This is a genomic window from Niveispirillum sp. GW835-FHT14G11 (assembly GCF_058793615.1).
Map to the genome: position 1 here is coordinate 22561 of NZ_JBXAFZ010000021.1, position 26111 is coordinate 48671.

Here is a 26111-nt window from a genome sequence, read left to right on the forward strand (position 1 = left end):
CTCAGCCGCCATTCGCCAGTTGCCCGCCATCGGCCAGGATGGTTTGCCCCACCACCCAGCGCGCCGCGTCCGATGCCAGGAACAGCACCACGCCGGCGATGTCGTCGGGATTGCCCATCCGGCCTGTGGGCTGGTTGGCCAGGGCCGCCGCATAGGCGGGGTCGCCCGACAGTTTGCGCTTCTCCCAGAAATGGCCCGGCGCCTCCGTCGATCCCGGCGCCACCCCGTTGACCCGCACGCCGCGCCCCAGCAGGGCCAGGGCCTGGCTTCCCGTATAGTTCAGCAGGGCCGCCTTCAGGGCGGCATAGGCCGGTGCCGTGCGCGACGGGCGCAGGGCCGTGATGGAGTTGACATGCACGATGGCCCCGCCGCCCGGCGCCTGTTCCAGCCAGGGGAGGGCGGCGTTGGACAGGCGGACAGCCCCCAGCAGGTCGGTCTGCACGCCCGTCAGCCAGCTTTCGTCGGTATCGCTGCGTGCAAAGGCCGAGACATTGCTGACCAGCACGTCGATGCCGCCCAGCGCCGCGGCGGCTTCGGCGACATAGGTTGCGATCTGGGTTCCGTCGGCCACGTCGCAGAGTGCCGCGTGCACCGGGTTGCCATGGGCCGCCAGCGCATGCCTCGTCTCCTCCAGCTTTTGCGGCTTGCGGGCGCAGATGGAAACGGCTGCACCGGCCCGTGCGAAGGCCTCCGCGATGCCGCGCCCGATGCCCCGGCTGGCGCCGGTGACGATGACGCGGGATCCTGTGAAGTCGAAACGGGCCCGTCCGCCCTCACCCGATATCGGCAAAGACACTTTTCTGCTCCGTATAGGCATCGATGGAGGTGCGGCCCAGTTCGCGGCCCAGGCCGGATTGCTTGAACCCGCCGAAGGGCGACATCTGGTCCACCACCAGATAGGTGTTGATCCAGACCGTGCCGGCGTCGAGGTCGCGCGCCATGCGGTGCGCGCAGGCCCCATCGCGGGTCCAGACGGCGGCGGCAAGGCCGTATATGCTGTCATTGGCCTTGGCCAGGGCATCCTCCTCATCCTTGAAGGGGATCAGCGCGATGACGGGGCCGAACACTTCCTCCCGTGCCAGGGCCATGGGCGGCTGGACGTCGCTGAAGATGGTCGGGGCGACGTAGAAGCCCGGCCGTTCCAGCAGATCACCGCCAAGCAGCAGCCTTGCCCCGTCCCGTCGCGCCCGGTCGATATGTCCACCCACGCGCCGCTGCTGCTCGGCGGAGACCAGCGGCCCCATATAGGTGCCGGGATCGAACGGGTCGCCCACGGTCACGCCGCCCACCGCCGCCACCAGCCTTTGCGCAAAGGCATCATGGATCTCCTGTTGCACCAGCAGGCGGGAGCCGGCCACGCAGATCTGGCCCGACAGGGTGCAGAAGCCGGTGACGGCACCGGCCACGGCCCTGTCCAGGTCGGCATCGGCGAAGACGATGTTGGGCGACTTGCCGCCCAGTTCCATCGTCACCCGCTTCATGGTGCCCGCCGCCGCCCGCACGATGCGCTTGCCCACCTCGGTGGAGCCGGTGAAGGCGATCTTGTCGACGTTCGCATGCGCCACCAGCGCCGCCCCCGCCGTTTCACCGAAGCCCGTGACGATATTGACGATGCCGGGGGGCACGCCTGCTTCCAGCAGTAATTCGCCCAGGCGCAGGGTGGAAAGCGGCGTCTGCTCCGCCGGCTTCAGCACCACGGCATTGCCGCAGGCCAGCGCCGGCGCCAGCTTCCAGGCGGCCGACGATAAGGGCCCGTTCCAGGGCACGATCTGCCCGCAGACGCCCACGGGCTGGCGCAGCGTGTAGTTCAGCAGATCGCCGCCCGTCGGGTTCGTTTCCCCGTGGATCCTGGTCGGCCATCCCGCATAATAGCGGAAGGTGCGGGCGACATCGGCCACCTGGGCGCGCGTGAACAACAGCGGCACGCCATTGTTCAGGGTTTCCAGCTCTGCCAGTTCGTCGGCATGCGCCTCCACCTTTTCAGCGATGCGCAGCAGCAGGTCGCCCCGGGCATGCGGGTTCATGCGCCGCCACGACCTGGCCTGGAAGGCGGCGCGGGCGGCCATGACCGCCGCGTCGATATCGGCGGCATCACCGGATGCCGCGCGGCCGATGGTGCCGCCGGTCGAGGGGTCGAGGGCCGTGAAGCTCTCCCCGGAGCGTGCCGCCAGCCATTCGCCGCCGATCAGCAGGTGTCCCTCACCCTGTTCCAGCCAGCGGCGGGCGGCGGGGCCGACACGGTCGAATGCAGCCCCCGCCATCAGAAACCCGCCCCCACCGCCAACCCGTAGGTCAGCGGCATGATCTGCTGGCGGGACTGTTTCAGCGCCGACAGGTTGGTGCCGATGACGGTGCGATCGGTCAGGTTGTTGCCGAAGCCGCGCAGATACCACTCCTTGTCGGGGAAGCGATAGGTGACGGACGCGCCCAGGCTGTCATATTCATGGACCTTGTCGGCCGGCCCGATGCCCACCTTGAAACTGGCGGTACGGTAATAGCTGCCGGAGAAGACCAGTTCGCCACCATCGGCCAGATCGGCCGTATAGTCGGCCCCCAGCGTGAAGGACCAGCGTGGGGCGTAAAGCCCGCGCGTGCCCCCGGCATCGATGCTGGACTGCGTTCCATTGCCGAACATGTCGGGAATAAAGGCCGTGGCGTTGGGGAAATCCTGATATTCCGCATCCAGCAGGGTGGCGCTGGCCCGCAATTGCAGGGCCCGGCTGGCGCGGAGCTGGATATCGGCATCCAGGCCGTAGATGCGTTCGTTGGCGGCGTTCTGCAAAACCGTGGTGCTGGCGCCCGATCCACTGGCCACGATCGTGTCGAGCTGGATGTTCTTGTAGTCGTAGTAGAAGCCGGCCAGATTGACCTGCAGCCGGCGGTCCATGAACTGGCCCTTCAGCCCGGCTTCATAGGCATCCAGCACTTCGGGCTTCACCGGCGTCTGGCCCGGCGTGAAGTCGTTCATGTTGTAGGTGCCGCTCTTGAAGCCGCGGTTCCAGCTGACATACCCCATGATGTCGGGTGTGAATTGCTGGTCCAGCGCCAGCCGCCAGGTCAGCTTGTTGAAGGTCTTGCGCAAATTGTCCCTGTCCGAAACCAGCGGGATCAGCGTCGGCGACACGAAGCCGGGGGCGATCTGTCCCACGCCCGACACGGCGAAATCATAGCCGCGCCGCTCGCTTGTATAGCGCAGGCCGCCGGTCAGGCGCGTCGCGTCGGTAAGGGCGTAGGTCGCCTGGCCATAGCCGGCCAGGGCGCGGGTCGGCCCTTCCGCCTCGATGCTGGTGATCGACCCGCCGGGCACGGCGGGCACGGTGGCGAAGCTGCTGTTGTAGGGCGCAGCCTGGACCAGGTTCAGGGGGTCGATGAAGGCCTTGCCCTTGAAATAATAGGCGCCCAGCACCCATTGCAGCGGCCCTTCATCGGCCGATAGCACCTGCAGTTCCTGGGAGAAGTCCTTGGTGCCCTGGATCTCATCGAAATAGAGGACGTTGGCGGTGGTGCCGTCATAATCCAGCTTGGAGATGTCCTCGGTATGTACATAGCCGGTGATGGAGACCAGATCGACCTTGTCCAGGGACCAGCGCGCATGCAGGCTGGCGCGGTAGGCCTCCGTGGCGAACAGGTTGGGGCTGCCGGCATAATGGCGGTCGCGGGCGTCGAAACTGCCGCCCAGCAGCATGCCGACGGGGGTCGTGCCCGGCACGGGCGCCAGATTGGAATTCAGGTCCGTTGTGCTGCGGTCCGCATACATCAGGCTCAGCGTGGCCTCGAAATTATCGCCCGGCTTGAACAGCAGCTTGCCATGGACGGCGTCGCTGTTGGTGCCGCCGAACCGGCCCGGGTCTTCCGTGCCGGTATTGGTGAAATAATCGCCGCCGCCGATATGCTGGTAGCTGAGGCTGGCGGCAATCGTATCGGACAAGGGCCCCGTGACATGGGCCTTTGCCGTCCAGCGGTCGAAGCGGGCATAGGAGAGTTCGGCATTTCTGCCGACCGTGAATTGCGGCTTCAGGGTGATGACATTGATGGCGCCGCCCGTGGCGTTGCGGCCGAACAGCGTGCCCTGCGGGCCTTTCAGCACTTCGATCCGTTCGATATTGGAAAAGTCGAAGACATTGGCGGCCTTGTCGGACTGGTAGATGCCGTCGATATAGACGGCGATGGAACTGTCATTGCCCGTGGCGGGCGAATTGGAACCCACGCCGCGTATATAGGGGATGAAGAAGGAATTGGCCGCCGTGGGCGCGGTGGTGACGCCCGATGCGATGCGCGGCAGGTCCAGGCTGGAGGTGATGCCCGCCGTTTCGATCTGGTCCATGGATACGGGCGTGACGGCGATGGGCACCTTCTGCAAATTCTCCGACCGGCGCTGGGCCGTGACGATGACCTCCTCCAGCATGTCGGGCGGTTGCTGGGCCTGGGCGGCCGTGGCCGTCAGGAGAAGCAGGGCCGGGATCAGCGGCCGGTGAAGCATGTCCCCTTGGATCTTGCGCACTGTACCCTCCCTGATTGGTTTGTTTGTTTGGTTACGGCACCAGAACCGCCCGCCCCCTGATCTCCCCCGCGTCCAGCCGGGCATATGTGGTGTCCAGGTCGGCATAGCCGACGCGCAGCACCTCGGAATGCACGGCCCCGTCCCGGGCCAGCCCCACGGCCATGCGCAGGTCGTCCAGCGTGCCGGCATAGGGCGTGCCGATGCTGGCGTCGCGCGGCATGGTGTGGAAGCGGATGGGCAGCATGCCGCCGCCCACGCCCACGATCTCCAGCCGCCCGCCCTGGGCCAGCGTTGCGGCGGCCAGGTCCAGCGTCGCATCACTGCCCACGAAATCCAGGACCAGGGCGGCCCCCCTTCCGTCGGTCAGCGTCTGGATTTCCGTCCCGCTGTCCGATCCCGACAGCAGCACGTGGTCGGCGCCCAGGTCCCTTGCCTGCGCCAGCTTTGCCGGCAGCCGGTCGATGGCGATGATGATCGCCGGCGTCAGCGCCTTCAGCACCTGCACGGCCAGATGGCCCAGCCCGCCCACCCCGATGACCAGGGCCGCCGATCCCGGCTCCAGCAGCGAAGCCGTGCGCCGCACGGCATGGGCCACGGTGATCCCGGCGCACATCAGCGGTGCCGCCTCCACCGGGTCCAGCGTGCCCAGCGGCACCAGATGGCGGGGATCATCGACGATGAAATAATCCGCCATGCCGCCATCGCGGCCCGTGGCGAAGCCGGGGATCATGCCCGCCCGCTCGCAGACATTCTCCGCCCCCTTGGCGCACGCCCGGCAGGACCCGCAGCCCCAGGAGAAATAGACGCCATAGGCATCCCCGATCCGCAGCCCCTCCACCCCTGGCCCCAGCGCGTCGATCCAGCCTGTCGCCTCGTGCCCCATGGTGAGCGGCAGGGGGAAGAAGGGTGGATCGGCATGGATGACCAACAGGTCGGAGTGGCACAGCCCGGCCCCGGCGGTGCGCAGGCGCACCTGACCCGGCCCCGGCTCCGGGATCGGCAGTTCCATGATCTCCGGCATCCGGCCGGCCGTCAGCAGGCGGTAAGCGCGCATGGTGGGGCTCATGCCACGGCCTCTCGCAGCGCCCGACCGCTCCTGGCGCGGAAGCGGATGGGCAGATGCTTGATGCCCCAGAACAGGTTGGAACTGGCCATCTCCACCGGTCCCGCCGGCTCGACATCCTCCAGATGCTCCAGCATGGCTTCCAGCATCACCGCCATGTCCAGGCGGGCCAGATGCATGCCCAGGCAGAAATGTTTGCCCACCGCGAAGCCGAGATGCTCGTTCTTCGTCCGTGTGACGTCGAACCGTTCGGGATTGGTGAAGACCGACGGATCGCGATTGGCGCCATGGAACCACAGCACCACACGGTCTCCCTCGGCGATCCATTGCCCGCCGATCTCCGTATCCTCCGTCGCCGTGCGCAGCGTGTGGGTGAGGGGGGAGCTGTAGCGCACGCATTCTTCTCCCGCGCGGCGCAGCGTGTCGCGATCACGCCGGTTGTCGCGCAGATGCCGCCACTGGTCGGGTGCCGCCATCAGTTCCGCCAGCCCCGTGCTCATTGAGGCGCGGGTGGTTTCATGCCCGGCGGCGAAGAACATCAGGCCGTTGAAGCCGATCTCCGTATCGCTCAAGGGACGGCCCTCGATATCGGCGGTGGTCAGGGCGGTCAGCAGATCGGCCCCACCCCTGCCGCGCTTGGACGCGGCCAGCTCGATACAGGTGCGCATGATGTTGCTGACCCCCTCCGTCTGGGTTGTCAGCGCGTCGCCGATGGCGAATTCCGGATCCTCCGGTGCTGCCAGCATGTTGTTCCAGCGGTAAAGATCGGCCCAATGGCTTTCCGGGATGCCTAGGATGGCGGCGATGACCGCCGTGGGCACCTTGCCGGCGAAATCGGTGGTGAAATCGCAGGACCCGCGTTCCAGCAGGTCGGCCAGCAGGTCGCTGGTGATGCGCCGGACCATCGCGTCCAGGTCGCGTACCCCGCCGGGGGAGAAGAAATCCCAGAACTGGCGGCGCAGGCTGGTATGTGGCTGGCCGTCCATGATGGCCAGCTGCGCGCCGCTATGGGTCAGCTCCGTGAACAGCGCGTCCTCCGGCGTCTCGAATTCCGGGCCCGCCGGCAGGTTGGCACCATGGCGCTGCACGCTGAAGATGCGGGTGTCGTTGGTCAGAACGAAACGCATGTCGGCATGGCGTGTGACCGACCAGAACCCATGGCGCAGGCGGCCTTGCGTCCAATGCACCGGATCTTCGGCCCGCAGCCGCCGCCAGATCGGATGCGGGTCGTGGCGGCCGAAGAAGGATGGATTGGTCAGGTTGACGTCATCGTCGCGTTCGCCCATGGCTCATCCTTCCGGTTGCGCAGGGACAAGCCCTGGCCGCACGGCGCCGCCCGCCGGCGGACGGGTCCGCCGGGCAAGTCGGTTCGCGATGATCGGTCCTTGGCTTGATGGGGCGGCACTGGCGCCCCGATCCCTGTTTCCATCCCTGTCGGCGCCTGGATTTTCACCTCGCAAGGGGGCGGCGCCGTTTCATTGGCCAAGGACAGGATGAACCAGCGATCATGGTAAACAAGCGAGTTTTCGCCCTTTCGGCATGATCGCTGCTCATGGGGCGACGGCAACGGCCTCCACCAGATCCTGGATGCGCGTAAACACGTGCGCACCGGCGGTGGTCAGGGCCTTGGTCTTGCTGGCCACGGTTCCCGTCTCGCCATGGATCAGGGCGCCAGCATGGCCCATGGTTACCCCCTCGCGCGACGACTGGCCGGCGATCAGGGCGTAGACGGGCTTGGCGAAACCCTGGGCGGTGATCGCGGCGGCCAGCTCCTCCTCCTCGTCCCCACCGATCTCCCCGATGATGACCAGCGCGCTTGTACCTGTGTCGGCGGCATAGAGCCCCAGCAGGTCGGCAAAGCGCGTGCCCTTGACCGGGTCGCCGCCCACACCCACCCACAGGCTCTGCCCCAACCCGCGCGCCACCAGCCGGTGGCAGACTTCATAAGACAGGGTGCCACTTTTCGACATGACGCCCAGGCTGCCGGGCGCCAGCGATACATCGGGCAGGAAACCCAGTTTCATGCGGCCGGGAATGGCTAGGCCGGGGGTGGAGGCGCCAATCCAGCAGGCGCCGGCGACCTTCACCGCCGCCTTGGCCTTCACGGCGTCATGGATGGGCATGCCTTCCGTCAGGGTGACGATGGTGCGGATGCCGGCATCGATCGCCTCCAGGATGGCGGGCAGCACCGACAAGGGCGGCACGATGGCGACGCTGGCCGTGGCACCGGTGGCGGCAACGGCAGCGGCACAGTCGCGGAACAGCGGTATGTCCTCCACATCCTCATCGCGCGGTGACACGCCGCCCACGATGTTGGTGCCATAGGCCAGCATGTGCCGAGTATGGGTGCGGCCGGCGCGGCCGGTTATGCCCTGGACGATGGTGGGCGTGTCGGCTTTGATCTCAAGCATGGGCATTTTCCGCTCGCGCAATGGCCAGGTCGATGGCGCGTTCCAGGTCGGTTTCGATCAGCACGGGATTGCCGGCCTCCGCGATGATGGCGCGGGCCTTGTCCAGGCCGTTGCCGATCATGCGGGCGGTGATCGGCGCCTTCAGGTGCGGCACCGCCTTCAGCGCGATGATCAGCAACCGCGCGATCTCCCCCAGGTCGGTATGGCCGGCGAAGAAATTGATCAGGACGGAGCGGATGGACGGGCCGGCAGCGATGCGTTCCAGCACCTGGATCAGGCGAGCCGGGTCGCCCTTGAACTGGCCCGTACGGATGTCGCAGAAATTGAAGGGCCGCCGGTCCCGCGCCACCAGCTCGTCGATCAACTGCATCGACAGGCCGGCCCCTGTCGTCACCAACCCGATATCGCCGCCGGCATCCAGGGGCACGTAATCGTAGCCCTGCTCAAGCTTCAATGCTGCTTCCGGATACAGGTCCGGATTGCCGGTCACGACCGCGGCAAGGGCCGGCTGGCGGGGAAAGGCGTTCTCGTCCAGGGCCAGCTTGGCATCGCCGATGACCCAGGACCCGTCCGCCCGGATGAACAGCGGATTGATCTCCAGCAGCAATGCCTCATGCCGGAAGAACAGCGGCGCCAGGCTGCGCGCGGCATCTGCCACGGCGCCCCTTGCGGCATCCGGCAATCGTTCCGACAGCGCGTCGATGCCGGCCAGCAGGCTGTCCAGGTCGGGCGCCACGGCGGCGGACAGAAGATGCGGGCGCATGGACGGGTCCTCCACATCCACGCCCCCCCGGGCCGACAGCAGCAGGCGGACATTGCCCGGCCCGGCATCCAGCGTGAAGGACAGGTAGGCTTCCGCCACGAAATCCACCGCGCCTTCCAGCCGGCAGGCCTGGACCCTGTGTCCCTTGATCTCCATGCCCAGCAGGTCGTCCAGCCCAACGCCCAGGGCATCTGCCTCGCGTACCAGGCGGATGCCGCCAGCCTTGCCGCGCCCGCCCACGGGCACCTGCACCTTCAGGACCTGGGGCAGGGGCAGCCGGGGAAGGGCGGCGATATCGGCACGCCGGACCAGCCGGCCCGGCGGCACCGGCAGGCCCGCCGCCGCCAGCAGCATCTTGGCGTCATGTTCAAGCAGCATCATGAATGGAAACTCCTTAAAGCCAACAACGGCCGCCATTGACGATGATTGTCTGGCCCGTGATGTAGCGGCCCTCGTCGCTGGCCAGCAGGGCCACCATGCCGGCGATATCCTCCGGTTCGCCCAGGAAGCCGACGGGGATGGAGGCCACGGCCTTGCGCGCCTCCTCCCCGGCGCTACGCTCAAGGGCGCGGGTGCGCACAGGCCCCGGACAGACGGCGTTCACCGTGACGCCACGCGGTGCCAGTTCGCGGGCCACCGCGCGGGTGAAGCCGATGATGCCCGCCTTGGCGGCGGAATAATCATGGCTGCCCACGGGGCCGATGACGGCCGATTCCGACGACATGTTGATGACACGGCCATATCCGCGCGCCGCCATGCCGGGCGCCAGCTGGCGGGTGAAGCGCATGGTAGTGAACAGGTTGATCTCCACCACGAAGCGCCAGACATCCTCGGTGCTGTCCAGGAAGCTGGTTTTGCGCTCCCGGGCCCCCTGGCCGACATTGTTGACCAGGATATCGGCTGGCCCCAGCGCCGCCTCCGCCGCAGCCACGAAATCTGCGACCTGTGCCGGGTCGGTGCAGTCGGCCGCTCTGGTGAAGACTGCCGTGCCCGCCGCCGCGAGTTCGTCGCGCAATGCGGACAGCGGCTCCGGCTCCAGATCGATGATGGCCAATCTCGCCCCTTCCGCCGCCATGCGCAGGGCGCAAGCACGGCCGATGCCGTTGGCCCCGCCCGTGATCATGGCGATACGGCCTTCCAGACGTTTCATGCGTCCGCTCCCTTGTGCGTCGTTGCTTCAGCAGTGCCGACCGGCCGTGATCCGCGCAAACGAGTTTTCCGCATCCGCATGACACGAGGTCATGTGCAACGGACCGGATGAGTTGCGGTCATTCCGCCGGCCGATAAATGGCGCCGGCTTCGCCGCCGCCGGTGTTAGCCTCGGGGGGCGGGAGGAAGATCGCATGACCAACGGAATTGCGGGGAAGGTCCGGTCCATGGCGGAGCTGGAAACATGGCTGGGCCGGTGGCGGGAAGAGGTGATCGACCCCTCCCTGCCCATCATCGACGCCCACCATCATCTGTGGGACCGCCCGCCCGAAAGCTATCAATTGCCCGAACTGCTGGCCGATATCGGTTCCGGCCACGATGTTCGCGCCACAATCTTTGTCCAATGCAACGCCATGTACCGCGCCGACGGGCCGGAGGAACTGCGCTGTGTGGGGGAAACCGAATATGTGAACGGCATCGCGGCCGCCAGCGCCAGCGGCACCTACGGCCCATCGCGCCTGTGCGCCGCCATCGTGGGCCATGCCGATCTGCGGCTGGGACCGGATGTGCGGCCCGTGCTGGAAGCCCATATCCGCGCCGGCGGCGGACGGTTCCGCGGCATCCGCCAGCAGGCGCAGCATGATCCCGTGCTGGGTGCCATGAGCCGGGTGCCGCCGCCGCCCGGCCTGCTGCGCGACGTGGGTTTCCGCCTTGGCTTCGCAGAACTGGCGCCGCTGGGCCTGTCCTTCGATGCCTGGGTCTATTTCACCCAGCTGCCCGATCTGGCTGATCTGGCCGGCGCATTCCCGCAAACAACCATCATCCTGAACCATATCGGCGCGCCGCTGGGCACCGGCCCCTATGAAGGGCGGCGGGATGCGGTGTTCCGGGAATGGTCGGACGGGCTGAAGGTCCTGGCCCGGCACGGCAATGTCGCGGTGAAGTTGGGCGGGCTGGGCATGCCCTCATACGGGTTCGGTTTCCATGACCGCGCGGTGCCAGCATCGTCGGTGGAGTTGGCGGCGGCATGGCAGCCCTATGTGGAAACCTGCATCGACCTGTTCGGTGTCGATCGCTGCCTGTTCGAAAGCAACTTTCCCGTCGGCAAGCAGGCGTGCAGCTACCTTATCCTGTGGAACACCTTCAAACGTATCGCTCAAGGTTGTACGGCGGCGGAGAAGGCGGCCCTGTTCGCCGGCAGTGCTGCCCGTCTCTACCGGCTGGAAAACCATTTGCCGCCCGCACGATGAGCATTGCTCATTCCCCCACGCGCAAAACTCGATTCCCGATGGATGCAACCCGCCATACCTTTTGATGGCGCCGGAGTGGTAATGCCATTGTATTCATAGAGCAGGCACGGCGCGTTCCAAAAATAAAGACGCCGCAGGCGATAATCACCAGGGAGGACAAGTGCCCATGCGCACCGCCATCTTCTGCACGCGCAGCGCGTTCCGGCGATCCACGGCGATCGCCCTGCCCATGATCCTGGCCGCCATGGCCGGACCCGCCGCCGCCCAGTCCGCAGCACCCGCCGCAGCGCCGGTGCTGCTGGAGGAAATCATCGTCACCGCGCAGAAGCGCAGCCAGAACCTGCAGGACGTGCCCATCGCCGTCACGGCAGTGACGGCCGACATGCTGGACACCGCCGGCACCTATAACGTGCTGGACCTGGAGAAGATCTCGCCAGGCCTGCAGGTCTATCAGACCGGCGCCTCGGTCCTGCCCTTCATCCGCGGCATCGGGTCGAACCAGTCGAATCCCGGCTTTGAAAGCCCGGTCGCCGTCTATCTGGACGGCATCTACCAGGCCAACAAGGGCGGCAACAGCTTCGATCTGGCCAATATCGAACGGATCGAGGTGCTGAAGGGCCCGCAGGGCACCCTGTTCGGACGCAACGCCACGGGTGGCGCCATCAACATCATCACCAAGGATCCGGGACTGAATCCCACCGTGGATGCCGAAATCGGCTATGGCAAGTTCAACGAGAAGCGGGCCCGCGCCTATGCCGCCGGCCGGGTGACCGACACTTTGTCGGCTTCCGTCGCCTTCACCGGCCGCTGGGACGATGGCTATATCGACAATACCTTCCTGGACAAGAAGGCCAACCCCGCCAAGAACATGGTCGGCATGGGCAAGCTGGTGTTCAAGCCCAGCGAGGATTTCACCGCCCGGCTTTCCGGCTCCTACTATTATCATGACAACGCGACCTTCTTGTCGCCGCACGTCCGGGCCGGCACGGTGCCCACGGCGGTCAATGCCGGGGTGACGCCGGAATATGATTTGTACGAGACCTCGTCCAACTACGATACGCTGGTGCGCAACAAGGGCTATCGCGGCACTTTGAACCTGGAATACGACTTCGCCGACACGCGGCTGGTGTCCTATACCGGCTATGTGAACGGTGACAGCCGCACCCTGTCCAACAGCGACATCGCGGAGACCACCATCGGCTATTCCGGCAGCCGCAACCAGCCGGGTGAGCAGTTCTCCCAGGAATTGCAGCTTCAATCGACGGGGAACAACCGGGTCAACTGGATCGGCGGCCTATATTACATGTGGTTCCGGGAAGGGTTCGACAATCTGATGTCGGCCTCCAACGTGCCCTCGCCCGTGCGGCCGGTGGACCTGCAGCGCACCGGCGCGTCGGTTACCGCCTTCAATTCCTATATCACCACCGACGCCTATGCCGCCTTCGCCGAAGCCAATGCCAACCTGACCGGCGATCTGCGCGTTACGGCGGGCCTGCGCTACAGCAGCGAGAAGAAGGGGGCCGACGGCGAGATGTTCCGCTATGCCGCCGTGGCTGGTCCCGGTCCGGGCCTGGACCTCTACAACACGGCCCTGGGGCCGGAAAATCTGGTGTTCGGCAAGACGCCGCTGGCCGCCATGAACCTGTCGAAGAACTTCGACAAGGTGACCTGGCGCCTGGCGCTGGACTATACGGTCAGTGACGATGTCATGGCCTATGCCAGCTACAATCGCGGCTTCAAGAGCGGCACCTACAATCCCAGCGTGGTCAGCCCCGGCCAAGTGCCGGTCAACCCGGAAATCCTGGATGCCTATGAGGTCGGGTTGAAGACGGAGCTGCTGGACAGGCGCGTGCGCCTGAACGGTGCCGCCTTCTACTATGATTATTCCAATATCCAGGTGGGCCTGATCTCCTCCGCCGGCGTCACCACGGTGCAGAACGCGGCGTCGGCGCGGGTCTATGGCCTGGATGTCGACCTGACGGCCATGGTCAGTGACCAGTTGACCCTGCGCGGTGCCGTCAACCTGCTGGACAGCAAGTACAAGAGCTATGCCAGCGCCCAGGTCTTCCTGCCGCGCACTACGGCCGCCTGCACGGCCCCGCCACCGTCGATCACCTATGACCAGGCCAAGACCCTGGCGGCGGCGCCCAAGCTGCCGGGTTCCTGTTCCTACGCCCTGAATGCCAGCGGACAGGATCTGATCTTCGCACCGAAGATCAGCGCCAATCTGGCGCTGGATTATGAGGTGCCGTTGGCGGAGCAGTCGCGCCTGCTGCTGACCGGCGCGCTCTATTACAATGGCGGTTACGACATTGTGCCGGGCGGCATGTTCGGCCATATCGGCTCCTATGAATCGCTCAGCCTGTCAGCGACATATTATGCGCCCGACGACCGCTATTTCGTGCGGCTGTGGGGCGACAACCTGACCGACAGCGACCACGCCATCTATATCTCGCCCCAGGCTTTGGGCATCCAGGAAGTGAATGCCCGCCCGCTGTCCTTCGGCGTGACGGTCGGGTTCAGCTTCGGGGATTGAGGCGAGATTCCCCCTCTTCGTCATCCCGGCGGAAGCCGGGACCCAGGGGCCACAGGTTCAAACCTATCCGCGGCGTCGATCAACGCGGCTGAAGGGTCGGGCGCTCGGCCCCTGGGTCCCGGCTTCCACCGGGATGACGAAGAAGGAGTGCCTTCAACCTTCACCCCGATGACCCTCCCTCATGGCGCACCCCCAAAAGTGGTTTGCCGGCCGGTGCCGCGCACCGGCAGTTTCCAAGCGATCTTGACGAAACCAGATACTATCCGGAGTTGGACCATGGCGGCATCGCACGTCGAAAAAACGGTCGAGGAGATGATCCTCGTCCGGCTGGAGGAACGGGCGGAAGGCGGCCGCGTCGCCTATGTGACGGTCGATAATGCCGAGAAGCACAATGCCCTGCCCGTGGAGGGCCGTGCGGCGCTGGCCAGGAAGATGCGCGAACTGGCCACCGATCCCGAGCTGCGCTGCGTCGTGCTGACCGGGGCGGGGACCAAGTCCTTCATCGGCGGGGCGAACATCGCCGAGATGTCGGAATTCCCCAACCACAACATCGCCGAGAATGGCAGCGCCACCACCCATGCCGCCTGTGACAGCGTGCGGCGCATGCCTGTACCCGTCATCGCCCGCATCGCGGGCTACTGCCTGGGTGCCGGCATGGAGATCGCGACGGCCTGCGACATGCGGGTGGCCGCTGACAATGCGAAGTTCGGCATGCCGGAGGTGCGTTACGGCGTGCCGTCGGGCATGGAGGCCTGCCTGATCCCCACCCTGGTGGGCTGGGGCAAGGCCCGCGAGCTGGTCTATACGGGCGACATCATCGACGCCGAGGAGGCGTACCATTTCGGCTATATGGAAAAGCTGGTCCCGCTGGAGAAGCTGGACGAGCAGGTGGAGAAATGGGTGCGGTCCATCTGCATCTCCGGCCCCCGCGCCATCCGCCTGCAGAAGGAACTGATCCGTGACTGGGAGCAGATGTCGGTGGCCGATGCGGTCCAGGCCGGCATCCGCTCCGTCGGCCGCGCCCATACCACGGACGAGCCGCGCCGCCTGATGACGGCCTGGCGCGAACAGCAGCGGCTGAAGAAACTGGCCCGGCAGCAGCGGGGGGAATGAGGGATGGCCGTCCCCGACCTTTCCGCTTCCCTTCTTGCCGATTGCCGGGCGGCCATGATGGCGGCGGGCCAGTATCTGACCATGGCCCGCCACCGGCTGGCGCGGCGCGTGGCACCGGAGGGCGGGGTGGATGCGGCCTTGCTGACCCGTCATCAGCATGCCGCCCATGGCCTGGCCTGGATCGCCACCTATGTCGCGGCCTTGCGCAGCCTGCTGGATTGGGCCGATGCGCTGGAGGGCCAGGGCGCCTTGAACCTTCCCGAGCGCCTGATCCTGTCGATCGGCTTCGGCGAGTATCTGGCGCAACTGGCCGGCGGCATCCCCATGAGCCAGGGTGAATTCACCCGGCCCGGTGATCTGGACCTGGCAACCGAAGCGGCCATGTTGCATGCCAATCCGGCCTGCGCGCGATTATTGTCGGGCGATGGTTCTGCCATGCGCGCCGCCCTGTCGGCAGCCCTGGCCGACGGGCATTTCGGCGACCCGCGCCATGATGACGAGATGCTGACGGTCATGGTGGGGCAGCTTCGCCGCTTCGTGTCCGACCGGGTGGCCCCGGACGCCCATGGCTGGCATCGCGACAATGCCTATATCCCCATGGACATCATCGCGGAAATGGCGGAACTGGGCGTTTTCGGCTTGACCATCCCGGAGGAATGGGGCGGTTCGGGGCTGGGTAAGCTGGCCATGTGCATCGCGTCGGAGGAACTGTCGCGTGGCTATATCGGCGTCGGATCGCTGGGTACGCGGTCGGAGATCGCGGGTGAACTGATCCGCATGGGTGGCACGGACGAACAGAAACGGTGCTACCTGCCCGCCATCGCCAGTGGTGATCTGTTGCCCACGGCCGTCTTCACCGAACCCGATACCGGGTCCGATCTGGCCGCCCTGCACACGCGGGCGGAACTGGTGGAAAAGTCGGATGGAAGCCGTGTCTGGCGGGTGACGGGCAACAAGACCTGGATCACCCACGCCGCCCGCGCCGACATCATGACCCTGCTGGTCCGTACCGACCCGGCGCAGGAGGGTTACCGTGGTCTGTCCATGCTGCTGGCGGAAAAGCCGCGCGGTGATGATGCCAACCCGTTTCCGGCCCACGGCATGAGCGGCGGGGAGATCGAGGTCCTGGGCTATCGCGGCATGAAGGAGTTCGAAATCCGCTTCGATGGGTTCGAGGTGCCAGCCGAAAACCTGCTGGGCGGCGTGCCCGGCCAGGGCTTCAAGCAGCTGATGGAAACCTTCGAAAGTGCGCGCATCCAGACAGCGGCCCGCGCTGTTGGCGTGGCTCAGGACGCGCTGGAGGAAGGGTTGCGCTATGCGCTGGACCGGCGACAGTTCGGCCAGCCGCTCATCAATTTCCCGCGCATATCGGGCAAGCTGGCCTGGATGGCGGTGGAAACCATGATGGCCCGCCAGCTCTCTTATGCCGCCGCTCGCGCCAAGGATGGCGACCGGCGCTGTGATATCGAGGCGGGGATGGCCAAGCTGCTGGCCGCTCGCGTGGCCTGGAGCAATGCCGACAATGCGCTCCAGATTCATGGCGGCAACGGCTTCGCCCTTGAATACCGCATCAGCCGCCTGCTCTGCGACGCCCGCATCCTGTCGATCTTCGAGGGGGCGGCGGAAATCCAGGCCCAGGTGATCGCGCGGGGATTGCTGGCGAAGGTTGCATAGGTCGTGTCGAGCCGGAGGAGAGCCCAGATGACCGAACCCCCATCGCCTCTGCGCGTCGATCATGACGGCGCCATCGGCATCGTCACGCTGGATCGGCCGGAGCGGATGAATGCGCTGGACATGGCCATGCGACAGGCCCTGGCCGCCGCCTTCACCGCCCTGGCCGGCGATCCCGCCATCCGTGTCATCGTGGTGACGGGCAGCGACAAGGTGTTCGCGGCTGGCGCCGATCTGAAGCTGCTGGCCGACAAGGGGCCGGCGCAGGTGCGGGACCTGGGCTTTCCCGATCTTTGGCGACCCGTGGCCGACTGTCCCAAGCCGGTCATTGCCGCCGTTTCCGGCCCGGCCCTGGGGGCGGGATGTGAGCTGGCTCTGATGTGCGACATCGTCGTTGCCGACCCCACGGCCCGCTTTGGTCAGCCGGAGGCGCGGGTGGGCGTCATGCCCGGTGCCGGCGGTACCCAGCGGCTGGTGCGTGTGCTGGGCAAGCATATGGCCAGCCACCTGCTGATGACCGGCGGCACGCTGGACGGCGAACGCGCCCACGCCTTGGGCCTGGTATCGGAACTGGCCGGGGAGGGTGCCGTCCTGGTCACTGCGCGCAAGCTGGCCAGCAAGGTGGCCTCCATGCCGCCCCTGGCGTTGGCCGCCATCAAGCGCACTTTGGCCGCCGGCGCCGATCTGCCGCTGGCGGCGGCCAATGCGCTGGAGAACCGGGAATTCCTGCTGCTGTTCGACAGTGCGGACCAGAAGGAGGGCATGGCGGCCTTCCTGGAGAAGCGTCCGCCCGATTTCCAGGGAAGGTGAGCATGGCCAGCGAGATCATCGGCATCGTCGGCGCCGGCATCATGGGCCGCGGCATCGCCCAGCTGTTCAGCCAGACCGGCCATAGTGTGCGCCTGCATGACAGCCGGGAGGGGGCGGCCGGTGCCGCGCGCGACTTCGTGCTGGCCATGCTGGACAAGCTCGCGGTCAAGGGGGCGATGAGCGCCGACGATGTACGGGCGGCTGCCGGGCGGCTCTGCGCCGTGCCTTCCCTGGCCGACCTGGCCGGCTGCACCGTTATTGTCGAAGCGATTGTCGAGGATCTGGACGCCAAGCGTTCCCTGTTCGCGGCGCTGGAGGATATCGTCGATGACGATTGCCTGCTGGCCAGCAATACCTCCTCCCTGACCGTATCGGCCATCGCCGCCAAATGCCGCTGGCCGGAACGGGTGGCGGGGCTGCATTTCTTCAATCCCGTACCGTTGATGAAGCTGGCGGAGGTGATCCCCGGCCTGATGACGGGTCCGGCCGTCACCGACCGCCTGCTGGCCCTGGTAACGGGGACCGGCCATTGCGCGGTGCTGGCTGCCGATCAGCCGGGCTTCCTGGTCAACCATGCCGGCCGTGCGCTTTATACGGAGGGGTTGCGGCTGCTGGAGGAGGGGGTGGCACCGGTCGCCGATATCGACCGCACTCTGCGCGACACGCTTGGTTTTCGCATGGGGCCGTTCGAACTGATGGACCTGACGGGCCTGGACGTGTCCGGCAAGGTCATGCAGTCGATCCATGAGCAGTTCCAGCAGGAACCCCGCTACCGTCCGTCATCGCTGATCCCGCCGCGTCTGGCCGCCGGGCTCTATGGCCGCAAGACGGGAAGGGGCTTCTACCGCTATCCCGACGGCGTGAAGCAGGAACCGGCCGAACCGCCGGCACCGCCCACCACGTCCGGATCGGCCTGGGTGCAGGACGGGGAGGGGGCGGACGCCCTGCGCGTCCTGCTGTCGGCCGGTGGGGCGACCCTGTCCGATGACCCGGCGACCGCCGAGGTGTTGTTCACCCTGCCCTGGGGGGAGGATGTGACGGCGGTGGCCACAAATACCGGTCTGGATGCCCGCCGTCTGGTCGGCATCGATCCGCTGGGCGGCCTGGCCGGGCGATTGGTGCTGATGTCCAGCCCCGCCACCGATCCCGTGCCGGTGGACAGGGCCCATGGCTGGCTGGCCGCCGCGGGCCGGGCGGTGACCCGCATCCAGGACAGTCCCGGCTTCATCGGGCAGCGGGTGCTGGCCATGATCGTCAATACCGGCTGCGAGATCGCCCAGCGCGGCATCGCGGCGCCTGCCGATATCGACGCCGCCGTGCGGTTGGGTCTGGGCTACCCACGAGGCCCCCTGGAATGGGGTGATCTGTTGGGGCCGGCGCGGGTGCTGTCGATCCTGGAACGGCTGCTGGCGGTGACGGGTGATCCCCGGTACCGGCCCAGCCAGTATCTGCGCCGCCGCGCCCTGCTGGGCCTGTCACTGCGGGAAGGGTAAGGCATGGACACGCTGCTGATCGATATGCCACGTCAGGGTGTGCGTCGCCTGTGCCTGAACCGGCTGGCGGCCCGCAACGCCATCGACGCCGATCTGCGCCTGGCCTTGCGGGCGGCGGTGACGGCGGCGCAGGCCGACCCGGCCGTGCGCGCCTTGCTGATCGCCGGCCATGGCGGTGTCTTCTGCGCCGGGGGCGATCTGGCCAGCCTGGAGGGTATTGATCAGGCGGCCGCGCTGGCCCGCATGCGCGACGGCCATGCCCTGGTCGAACAGCTCTGGCATTTTCCCAAACCCGTGGTGGCCGCCGTCGAGCGTTATGCCATCGGTGCCGGCGCCGGTCTGGCGTTGCTGGCCGACCGGGTGGTGATGGGTGACGATGCGGTGCTTGGCTTTCCCTTCCTGAAACTGGGATTGGTGCCCGACTGGGGCCTGATGGAAACGCTGCCGCTGCGGGCCGGCCGGCCGCTGGCCGCCCGCCTGTTCCTGGCTGCCGGCAACCTGACCGCCGCCGATGCCCTGGCCGCCGGCGTGGTGGATGCGGTGGCGCCGGCAGGGACGGTGATGAAAGCCGGGCTGGACATGGGCGAACGGCTGGCGGCCCTTCCCCTGGCCGCCTTTGCCCGGCTGAAATCCTGTCTGCGCCCGGCCGGCCTGGGGCTTGAGGCGGAAGCGCTGGCCCAGGCCGACTGCCTGACCGGACCGGAATTCGCCGAAGGCTATGCGGCGCTGAAGGAGAAGCGGGTGCCGCGGTTCACCTGATCTTCATCGAATGCCGGATATGGTGATGTCATATATGATATCACCATGCGCATTGTGATCGACACCGATGTGATGGTTGTGGCGTTTGACAGCAACACTGGCGCGTCAAGACGGTTGCCATGGCCCAGGCTGAAAAGGCGGGCGTAAGGCTGAACCAGGTCATCGCCACGGCGGTGGCGGTGGCGGGGCGCGTGGGTGCGCTGGCCGAGGCCGAACGCTACTTCACCGCCCGTGCTGCGCGTGTACAGCCCGGAATGGCAAAGGCGACCCTGGCCAGGGCCGGTGTTGGCAATCCGCCGCGTGAGGATAACCGGCTGGAGGGTGGTGACTGACGGCCCTCACCCCACCGCCGACTGCTGCATCACCGACTTCACGAACGTATAGCCCTCCAACCCCTCCGACCCTCCTTCGCGGCCATAGCCGCTATCCTTCATGCCGCCGAACGGCATGTCGGGATATGTCGAATTGAAATGGTTGATGGCCAGGCTGCCGCTCTCGATCTCCTCCGACAGCCGGGTGGCTACGTTGGCCCGGTTGGTGAAGGCATAGGCGGCCAGGCCGAACTCCAGACCGTTGGCGCGCGCGATGGCTTGGTCCAGGCTGGATACCCGGCTGACCAGGGCCATGGGGCCGAACGGCTCCTCCAGCATGGCCCGCGCATCGGCCGGCATGTCCGCCAGGATGGTCAGCGGGAACTGGAACCCGTCCTGGCCGATGCGCCGCCCCCCGGCCACCAGTTTGGCCCCCCGGCCGATAGCATCGGCGGTCAGGGACTGCATGGTGGACAGGCGCCGCCCATTGGCCAGCGGCCCCATCTCCAGCGCCGGGTCCAGTCCGGTGCCGATCTTCAGGGCGTCCGCTGCGGCACCCAGGCTGTCCACGAACCGGTCATAGACCCGCTCATGGACGAAGAACCGCGTCGGGGCGACGCAGACCTGGCCGGCATTGCGGGCCTTGGCCCGGGCCGACAGGGCGGCCACCGTTTCCGCGTCCGCGTCGTCCCAGACGATGACGGGGGAATTGCCGCCCAGTTCCATGATGGCCGGCTTCATATGCTGCCCGCACAGGGCCGCGAGATGCTTGCCCACCGGCACCGATCCGGTGAAGGTGACCAGCCGCACCGGGGCTTGCGGGATCAGGTAGGCGGAGATGTCCGCCGGCTTGCCGAAGACCAGATTGACCACGCCATCGGGCACGCCTGCCTCCTGGAGGGCGCGGACCAGGGCCATGGCCCCGCTGGGCGTCTCTTCCGCCCCTTTCAGGATGATGGAGCAGCCGGCGGCGAGCGCGCCCGCCACCTTCCGGGTGGGCGATGCCAGCGGATAGTTCCAGGGGGTGAAGGCCGCCACGATACCCAGCGGGTGGCGCGTCACCATCTTGCGCATGCCGGGCGGGGCCGGGACGATGCGGCCATAGAGACGCCGCGCCTCTCCTGCATCCCACAGGATGCGGTCATGGGCCACCCGCACCTCGTTCCGGGCTTCCTTGATGGTCTTGCCCTGGTCCAATACCAGGGCGACGGCGATCTCCTCCCGCCGCGCCAGCAGGTTGGCGGCGGCCCGGACAAGCACTTGTTCCCGCTCTGCCGGGTCGGTGGCCCGCCAGACCTTGAACCCCTTCTCCGCCGCCGCCAGCGCGTCATCCAGATCACCGCGCCCGGCATGGGGCAGGGTGGCCAGCACCGATCCGTCGGCCGGGTTGATCACGGGTTCGCCCTGCGCGGCACTGCGCCATTGGCCGCCGATGAATAGCTTCAGTTCGGGATAATGCATGCGGGGGAGCTCCTCCAGGCGGGCTGTCGCCGTTTCTTCACGAATAGGCTTCGGCCAGCCCTGTGGGCAAGCCCTGCCGGGGGAAGGGAGCGGAGGGCATGACAATTCATCAGTGCATTGATATGTATAGATAATATCGCTCGCCGCAGTGCCTCGGATGACCCGCCTTCATCGCCACATTCCAAAAATTCGCATCCCCGGCGGGATGAGCCCTGGTCATGCTGGTTCCAGAAAACTGGCTTGCCGTAGTGCGACGATGGCCCAAGCTCTGGGCCAGCAATTGCCAGTGGATGGTGGGGGCCGATGAATTTCGATTTCTCCGACGATGTGACCTCGATGCGGCGGGAGGTGCAGGGCTTCCTGGCCGACCGTCTGCCCGTCGGCGCGGTGCGCCAGTTCCTGGAGGCGGGGCCGGCGGTCGACCGGAAGCTCTGGGCCGAAATGGCGGCGATGGGCTGGCTGGGCCTGACCATCCCGGAGGAATATGGCGGCTCCGGCCTGGGGCACGAGGCCTTGTGCATGCTGGCGGAGGAGGTGGGTGCCTTCCTGCCGCCCGTTCCCTTCGCTTCCACCCTCTATCTGGCGGCGGAAGCCTTGCTGGCCTTCGGCGGCGAGACGCAGAAGGCGGCGTGGCTGCCGCGCCTGGCCGATGGTTCGATGACCGGCGCCTTTGCCCTGGCCGAAGGAGTGGGGGAGCCCGCCGCCGCCGCCATCGGGGCGATGGTGGCGGGTGGAAGCCTGTCGGGTGCCAAGGCGCCCGTTTATGACCTGGACAGCGCCGGCCTGCTGGTCGTCGCGGCACGGGATGAAGGTGGCCAGGTCGGGCTGTATCTGGTCGATCCCGCCGCCCCCGGCATCGAACGCCGGCCGTTGCGCACGCTGGATCTGGCGCATGGCGCCTGGGGCCTGGAATTCCACGATGTGCCGGCCGAGAAGCTGCCGGGTGCCGTGGGCTGGGCTTCCATCGCCCGGCTGCTGGACCGCGCCGCCGTGCTGTTCGCGTTCGAACAGGTGGGGGGTGGGCGGGCGGCGCTGGAGATGGCGACATCCTTCGCCATGGACCGTTTCGCCTTCGGCCGGCCCATCGCGTCGATGCAGGCGATCAAGCACAAGCTGGCCGATATCTATGTCGCCGTGGAACTGGCCCGCTCCAACGCCTATTTCGGCGCCTGGGCCCTGCATGCGGATGCGCCCGAGCTGCCGCGCGCGGCCGCCGCCGCTCGCATCGCCGCCATCGACGCCTATCAGCTGGCGGCGCGGGAGAATATCCAGACCCATGGCGGCATGGGCTTCACCTGGGAAGCCGATTGCCACCTGCATTACCGCCGGGCCGCGACGCTGGCCGGCATCATCGGCGGGGCGCGGCACTGGCGCGACCGCCTGTTCGACCAGCTGGCCGCGTGAGGCGAGGCGATGGATTTCAACGATACTCCCGACGAAGCCGCCTTCCGGGCCGAGGTGCGCGCCTTCCTGGACGCCCATGCGCCGCTGAAATCGGCCGAAGCCCGCACCTACCGTTCGCGGGAACTGAACGCGGAGGATGTGCTTCTTTCCAGGCAATGGCAGGCGACCAAGGCGGCGGCCGGCTTCGCCGGCATCCATTGGCCGAAGAGATATGGCGGGCGCGAGGGCACGCAGATGCAGGCCGCCATCTTCGCGGCGGAGGAGGAGCGCCATGTCGTTCCCCCCAGCGTCTTCAACCAGAGCGTGGGCATGGCCCTGCCCACCATCATGGCTCATGGCAGCGACGCCCTGATCGACCGCTACGCGCGCCCGGCCTTATATGGGGAAGAGATATGGTGCCAGTTGTTCTCCGAACCTGCCGCCGGGTCGGACCTGGCCGGCCTGCGCACCCGTGCGGTGCGTGACGGCGATGGTTGGGTGATCAACGGGCAGAAGGTCTGGACCTCCAACGCCCATTTCTCCCAATACGGCATGCTGGTGGCCCGCACCGACTCGACGGTGCCGAAGCATGCCGGCCTGACCTTCTTCATCCTGGACATGGCCGCCCCCGGCATCGAAATCCGCCGCCTGAAGCAGATCTCCGGCACCGCCAATTTCTGCGAGGTGTTCCTGACCGATGTCCGCATCCCCGACCATCAAAGGCTGGGTGCGGTGGGCGAGGGCTGGAAGGTGGCGCTGACCATGCTGGCCAATGAGCGCTTCACGGTGGGCAAGGCGGAAGGCCCGGATGTGGAGGATATCCTGGCCTTGGCCCGCACCCTGACCATCGACGGTCGCCCGGCGCTGGCCGACGCGACCGTGCGGGAGAGGATCGCCCGCTGGTATGTGCAGTCCGAAGGGCTGAAATATACTCGCCTGCGCACCCAGACCGCCTTTTCCCGCGGCCGTGCACCGGGGCCGGAAAATTCCATCGGCAAGCTGGTCAGCGCCACGAAATTGCAGGAAATCGCCGCCTACGGGATCGAGCTGCTGGGACAATCCGGTGCGGTGATGGACACCGACTTTGCCCCCCTGAACGCCTGGTTCCAGGAGGCATTGCTCTATGCCCCCGGCAAGCGCATCGCCGGCGGCACGGATGAGATCCTGCGCAACATCATCGCCGAACGCGTCCTGAAGATGCCGGGCGAAATGCGGGCCGACAAGGATGTGCCCTTCAACCAGATCCCGACGAGCCGGCGATGAGCGCCATCGCCCAGGAGACCCCATTGTCCCGTCCCGTCTACACCCATGCTGACCTGCGCCGTCTGATCGACCCGGCGTCGGTGGCCATTGTCGGCCTGTCGCGCAATGAGAAATCCTTCGGCGCCCGCACGGCCGCCAACCTGTCCGGCTTCACAGGCCGCAGCTGGGGTGTCAATCCCAACGCGGCCGAACTTTATGGCATTCCCTGCTTCTCCGGCCTGTCAGCCCTGCCGGAAGTACCCGACTGTGCCGTGCTGGCGGTGCCGGTCGATGCCGTGTTGCCGCTGGTGGAGGAATGCGCCGCCTTGGGCGTGGGCGGCTGCGTCATCTATGCCTCGGGCTTCGCGGAGACGGGGCTGGCCGATCGCATCGCCCTGCAGGACCGGCTGGTCGCCATCGCGCGCGGATCGCAACTGCGCATCGTCGGCCCCAACTGCATCGGCCTGATCAACAATGTCAGCCGCGCCGGCCTGTCCTTCGCGTCTGGTTACGGCGCCCGCCGTCCGGCCACGGGGCCGGTGGCCATCGTGTCGCAGTCGGGCGGGCTGGGCCAGGCACTGGGGCAGGTGGCGGAACGCGGCGGCTCCTACAGCCATTTCATGGCGGCGGGGAACAGTTGCGACGTTGATGTCTGCGACTATGTCTCCTATCTGGCTGACGATCCCGGCTGTGCCGTCATCACCTGTGTCGCCGAAGGGCTGAAGGACGGGGAGCGGCTGTTGCAGGCGGGCGAACGCGCGCGCGCCGCGAACAAGCCCATCGTGATGTACAAGATCGCCACCGGTACCGCCGCTGCCAAGGCCGCGATGTCGCATACCGGCACGCTGGCGGGGACGAACGCTGCTTATGAGGCCGCCTATCGTCGGCTGGGCATCGTGCAGGTTGACAATATCGAGGATGTTTACGAGACCGCCGCTTTCTTGGCCAAGGCCGGGCGGCCGAAGGCCACAGGCGTGGCGGCGGTGGCGGCGTCGGGCGGGGCCTGCGTTATCACGCTGGACAAGGCTGAACAGGCGGGTGTGCCCATGCCGCCGCCGGGGCCCGCCACCCAGGCCGTGCTGGACGCCAATGTTCCCGACTTCGGCAACCCGTCCAATCCTTGCGACATCACCGCCCAGGTGGCGACCAATCCCGCCTCATATGCGGCCTGCCTGGAGGCGATGCTGGCCGATCCCGGCTACGCCGCCGTGCTGGTCATGGCGCCCAGCATCAGCGATCCCGGCACGCCCAACAATGTCGCCCTGTTCTCCGGCCTGGCCGCCAAAGCCGGCAAGCCGCTGTGCCTGTCCTGGATGTCGGAATGGAAGGACGGGCCGGGGTCGAGGCAGGCGGAGCGGGACCCGCATGTGGCCCTGTTCCGCTCCACGTCCGGCGCCTACCGCACCCTGGCCGGCTGGCTGGAACGGGAACGGCGGATCACCGGCCCGGCACCGCGTCCGCGCAGCGGCAGCCCCAATCCGGCCGCCACCACGGCGCGGGCATTGCTGGCCGCGGCCGGGGAGCGGCTGACCGAGCGGGAGGCCAAGGCGATCCTGGCCGCCTATGGCATTCCCGTGGCCACGGACCATGTCGTGCAGGATGCGGACATGGCCGTCGCGGCGGCGGCGGCGCTGGGCTGTCCCGTGGTGCTGAAGCTGGAAACGCCCGACATCGCGCACAAGACCGACGCTGGTGTGGTCCGCCTGGACCTGCGCGACGGGACCGCCGTGCGCGCGGCCTTCGCCGCCATCATGGAGGCTGCCGGCCGGGTGGAACCCGCCCCGCGCATCGCGGGGGTGCTGGTCCAACCCATGATCGCATCGGGGCTGGAGATCGTGGTGGGCAGCCAGATGGACCCGACCTTCGGGCCCATGGTCGTGGTCGGGCTGGGCGGTGTCATGGTCGAGTTGCTGCGTGACAGCGCCAGCGAACTGGCCCCGGTCAACCGCGACCAAGCGCTGGCCATGCTGGGCCGGCTGAAGGGGGCGGCATTGCTGCACGGGTTCCGGGGCCGGCCGGGGGCCGATATCGACAATCTAGCCGACATCATCGTGGCCCTGTCTGAACTGGCATCCGACCTGTCGGATCGGATCGCGGAAATCGACGTCAATCCCATCATCTGCGGCCCCGGCCGCGCCATCGCCGTGGACGCGCTGATCGTCCGGCGGTGAGAAAACGAACCAGCGAGGGAGCAT

The 26111-nt window shown here is 67.1% G+C and carries 20 protein-coding genes; 11 read left to right on the forward strand and 9 right to left on the reverse strand.

Annotated features, from left to right (window positions below):
- Nucleotide 1 precedes the first annotated feature (1 nt).
- From AC1Q7F_RS28030 to AC1Q7F_RS28065, 8 genes are all read right to left on the reverse strand, one after another.
- Nucleotides 2-796, reverse strand: coding sequence for an SDR family NAD(P)-dependent oxidoreductase (locus AC1Q7F_RS28030; protein WP_492511855.1), 795 nt, complete (start codon nucleotides 794-796; stop codon nucleotides 2-4).
- On the reverse strand, nucleotides 774-2261 hold the full coding sequence (locus tag AC1Q7F_RS28035; protein WP_492511856.1) for an aldehyde dehydrogenase family protein: 1488 nt from the start codon (nucleotides 2259-2261) through the stop codon (nucleotides 774-776). The genes AC1Q7F_RS28030 and AC1Q7F_RS28035 overlap by 23 nt, the downstream gene beginning before the upstream one ends.
- Entirely contained in the window at nucleotides 2261-4501 is a 2241-nt protein-coding gene (locus AC1Q7F_RS28040; RefSeq protein WP_492511857.1) for a TonB-dependent receptor, read from the reverse strand. Before AC1Q7F_RS28040 ends, AC1Q7F_RS28035 begins: the two co-directional genes overlap by 1 nt.
- Before the next feature lie 31 nt (nucleotides 4502-4532).
- Nucleotides 4533-5567, reverse strand: a complete 1035-nt coding sequence (locus AC1Q7F_RS28045) for an NAD(P)-dependent alcohol dehydrogenase (protein WP_492511858.1) — start codon at nucleotides 5565-5567, stop codon at nucleotides 4533-4535.
- A complete protein-coding gene (locus tag AC1Q7F_RS28050; protein WP_492511859.1) occupies nucleotides 5564-6850 on the reverse strand; it encodes a cytochrome P450 in 1287 nt (428 codons plus the stop codon). Before AC1Q7F_RS28050 ends, AC1Q7F_RS28045 begins: the two co-directional genes overlap by 4 nt.
- A gap of 264 nt (nucleotides 6851-7114) precedes the next feature.
- Nucleotides 7115-7975, reverse strand: coding sequence for a succinate--CoA ligase subunit alpha (locus AC1Q7F_RS28055; RefSeq protein WP_492511860.1), 861 nt, complete (start codon nucleotides 7973-7975; stop codon nucleotides 7115-7117).
- On the reverse strand, nucleotides 7968-9119 hold the full coding sequence (locus AC1Q7F_RS28060) for an ATP-grasp domain-containing protein (RefSeq protein WP_492511861.1): 1152 nt from the start codon (nucleotides 9117-9119) through the stop codon (nucleotides 7968-7970). The genes AC1Q7F_RS28055 and AC1Q7F_RS28060 overlap by 8 nt, the downstream gene beginning before the upstream one ends.
- A gap of 13 nt (nucleotides 9120-9132) precedes the next feature.
- The gene (locus AC1Q7F_RS28065; protein WP_492511862.1) at nucleotides 9133-9888 is read right to left on the reverse strand and encodes an SDR family NAD(P)-dependent oxidoreductase; all 756 of its coding nucleotides are present in this window, start codon (nucleotides 9886-9888) and stop codon (nucleotides 9133-9135) included.
- A gap of 193 nt (nucleotides 9889-10081) precedes the next feature.
- Here AC1Q7F_RS28065 and AC1Q7F_RS28070 point away from each other — a divergent pair, with 193 nt between their 5' ends.
- The 8 genes from AC1Q7F_RS28070 (at nucleotide 10082) to AC1Q7F_RS28105 (ending at nucleotide 19851) form a co-directional block, all read left to right on the forward strand.
- Entirely contained in the window at nucleotides 10082-11137 is a 1056-nt protein-coding gene (locus AC1Q7F_RS28070; RefSeq protein ID WP_492511863.1) for an amidohydrolase family protein, read from the forward strand.
- 166 nt (nucleotides 11138-11303) lie between these two features.
- Nucleotides 11304-13673, forward strand: coding sequence for a TonB-dependent receptor (locus tag AC1Q7F_RS28075; RefSeq protein ID WP_492511864.1), 2370 nt, complete (start codon nucleotides 11304-11306; stop codon nucleotides 13671-13673).
- 276 nt (nucleotides 13674-13949) lie between these two features.
- On the forward strand, nucleotides 13950-14786 hold the full coding sequence (locus tag AC1Q7F_RS28080; protein WP_492511865.1) for an enoyl-CoA hydratase-related protein: 837 nt from the start codon (nucleotides 13950-13952) through the stop codon (nucleotides 14784-14786).
- A 3-nt stretch (nucleotides 14787-14789) separates the two neighbouring features.
- A complete protein-coding gene (locus tag AC1Q7F_RS28085) occupies nucleotides 14790-16460 on the forward strand; it encodes an acyl-CoA dehydrogenase family protein (RefSeq protein WP_492511866.1) in 1671 nt (556 codons plus the stop codon).
- Nucleotides 16461-16487: 27 nt separating this feature from the next.
- Nucleotides 16488-17267: an enoyl-CoA hydratase-related protein gene (locus tag AC1Q7F_RS28090; protein ID WP_492511867.1), complete on the forward strand. Its 780-nt coding sequence runs from the start codon at nucleotides 16488-16490 to the stop codon at nucleotides 17265-17267.
- Between the two features lie 2 nt (nucleotides 17268-17269).
- Nucleotides 17270-18760 carry a 3-hydroxyacyl-CoA dehydrogenase gene (locus AC1Q7F_RS28095; protein ID WP_492511868.1) on the forward strand — a complete coding sequence of 497 codons (1491 nt, stop codon included), beginning with the start codon at nucleotides 17270-17272 and terminating at the stop codon, nucleotides 18758-18760.
- Between the two features lie 3 nt (nucleotides 18761-18763).
- Nucleotides 18764-19519, forward strand: a complete 756-nt coding sequence (locus tag AC1Q7F_RS28100; RefSeq protein ID WP_492511869.1) for an enoyl-CoA hydratase/isomerase family protein — start codon at nucleotides 18764-18766, stop codon at nucleotides 19517-19519.
- 119 nt (nucleotides 19520-19638) lie between these two features.
- The gene (locus AC1Q7F_RS28105) at nucleotides 19639-19851 is read left to right on the forward strand and encodes a hypothetical protein (RefSeq protein ID WP_492511870.1); all 213 of its coding nucleotides are present in this window, start codon (nucleotides 19639-19641) and stop codon (nucleotides 19849-19851) included.
- Between the two features lie 6 nt (nucleotides 19852-19857).
- Here AC1Q7F_RS28105 and AC1Q7F_RS28110 read toward each other — a convergent pair whose 3' ends face one another.
- Nucleotides 19858-21291 (reverse strand): NAD-dependent succinate-semialdehyde dehydrogenase, encoded by a 1434-nt coding sequence (locus tag AC1Q7F_RS28110; protein ID WP_492511871.1) that lies wholly within the window; start codon nucleotides 21289-21291, stop codon nucleotides 19858-19860.
- Between the two features lie 303 nt (nucleotides 21292-21594).
- Here AC1Q7F_RS28110 and AC1Q7F_RS28115 point away from each other — a divergent pair, with 303 nt between their 5' ends.
- Genes AC1Q7F_RS28115 through AC1Q7F_RS28125 form a run of 3 tightly spaced genes read left to right on the forward strand, consistent with a single transcriptional unit; the run spans nucleotide 21595 to nucleotide 26087 of the window.
- Nucleotides 21595-22695: an acyl-CoA dehydrogenase family protein gene (locus tag AC1Q7F_RS28115; RefSeq protein ID WP_492511872.1), complete on the forward strand. Its 1101-nt coding sequence runs from the start codon at nucleotides 21595-21597 to the stop codon at nucleotides 22693-22695.
- Nucleotides 22696-22704: 9 nt separating this feature from the next.
- Nucleotides 22705-23937, forward strand: coding sequence for an acyl-CoA dehydrogenase family protein (locus AC1Q7F_RS28120; RefSeq protein WP_492511873.1), 1233 nt, complete (start codon nucleotides 22705-22707; stop codon nucleotides 23935-23937).
- Nucleotides 23934-26087 carry an acetate--CoA ligase family protein gene (locus AC1Q7F_RS28125; protein WP_492511874.1) on the forward strand — a complete coding sequence of 718 codons (2154 nt, stop codon included), beginning with the start codon at nucleotides 23934-23936 and terminating at the stop codon, nucleotides 26085-26087. The genes AC1Q7F_RS28120 and AC1Q7F_RS28125 overlap by 4 nt, the downstream gene beginning before the upstream one ends.
- The last annotated feature ends 24 nt before the right edge of the window (nucleotides 26088-26111 follow it).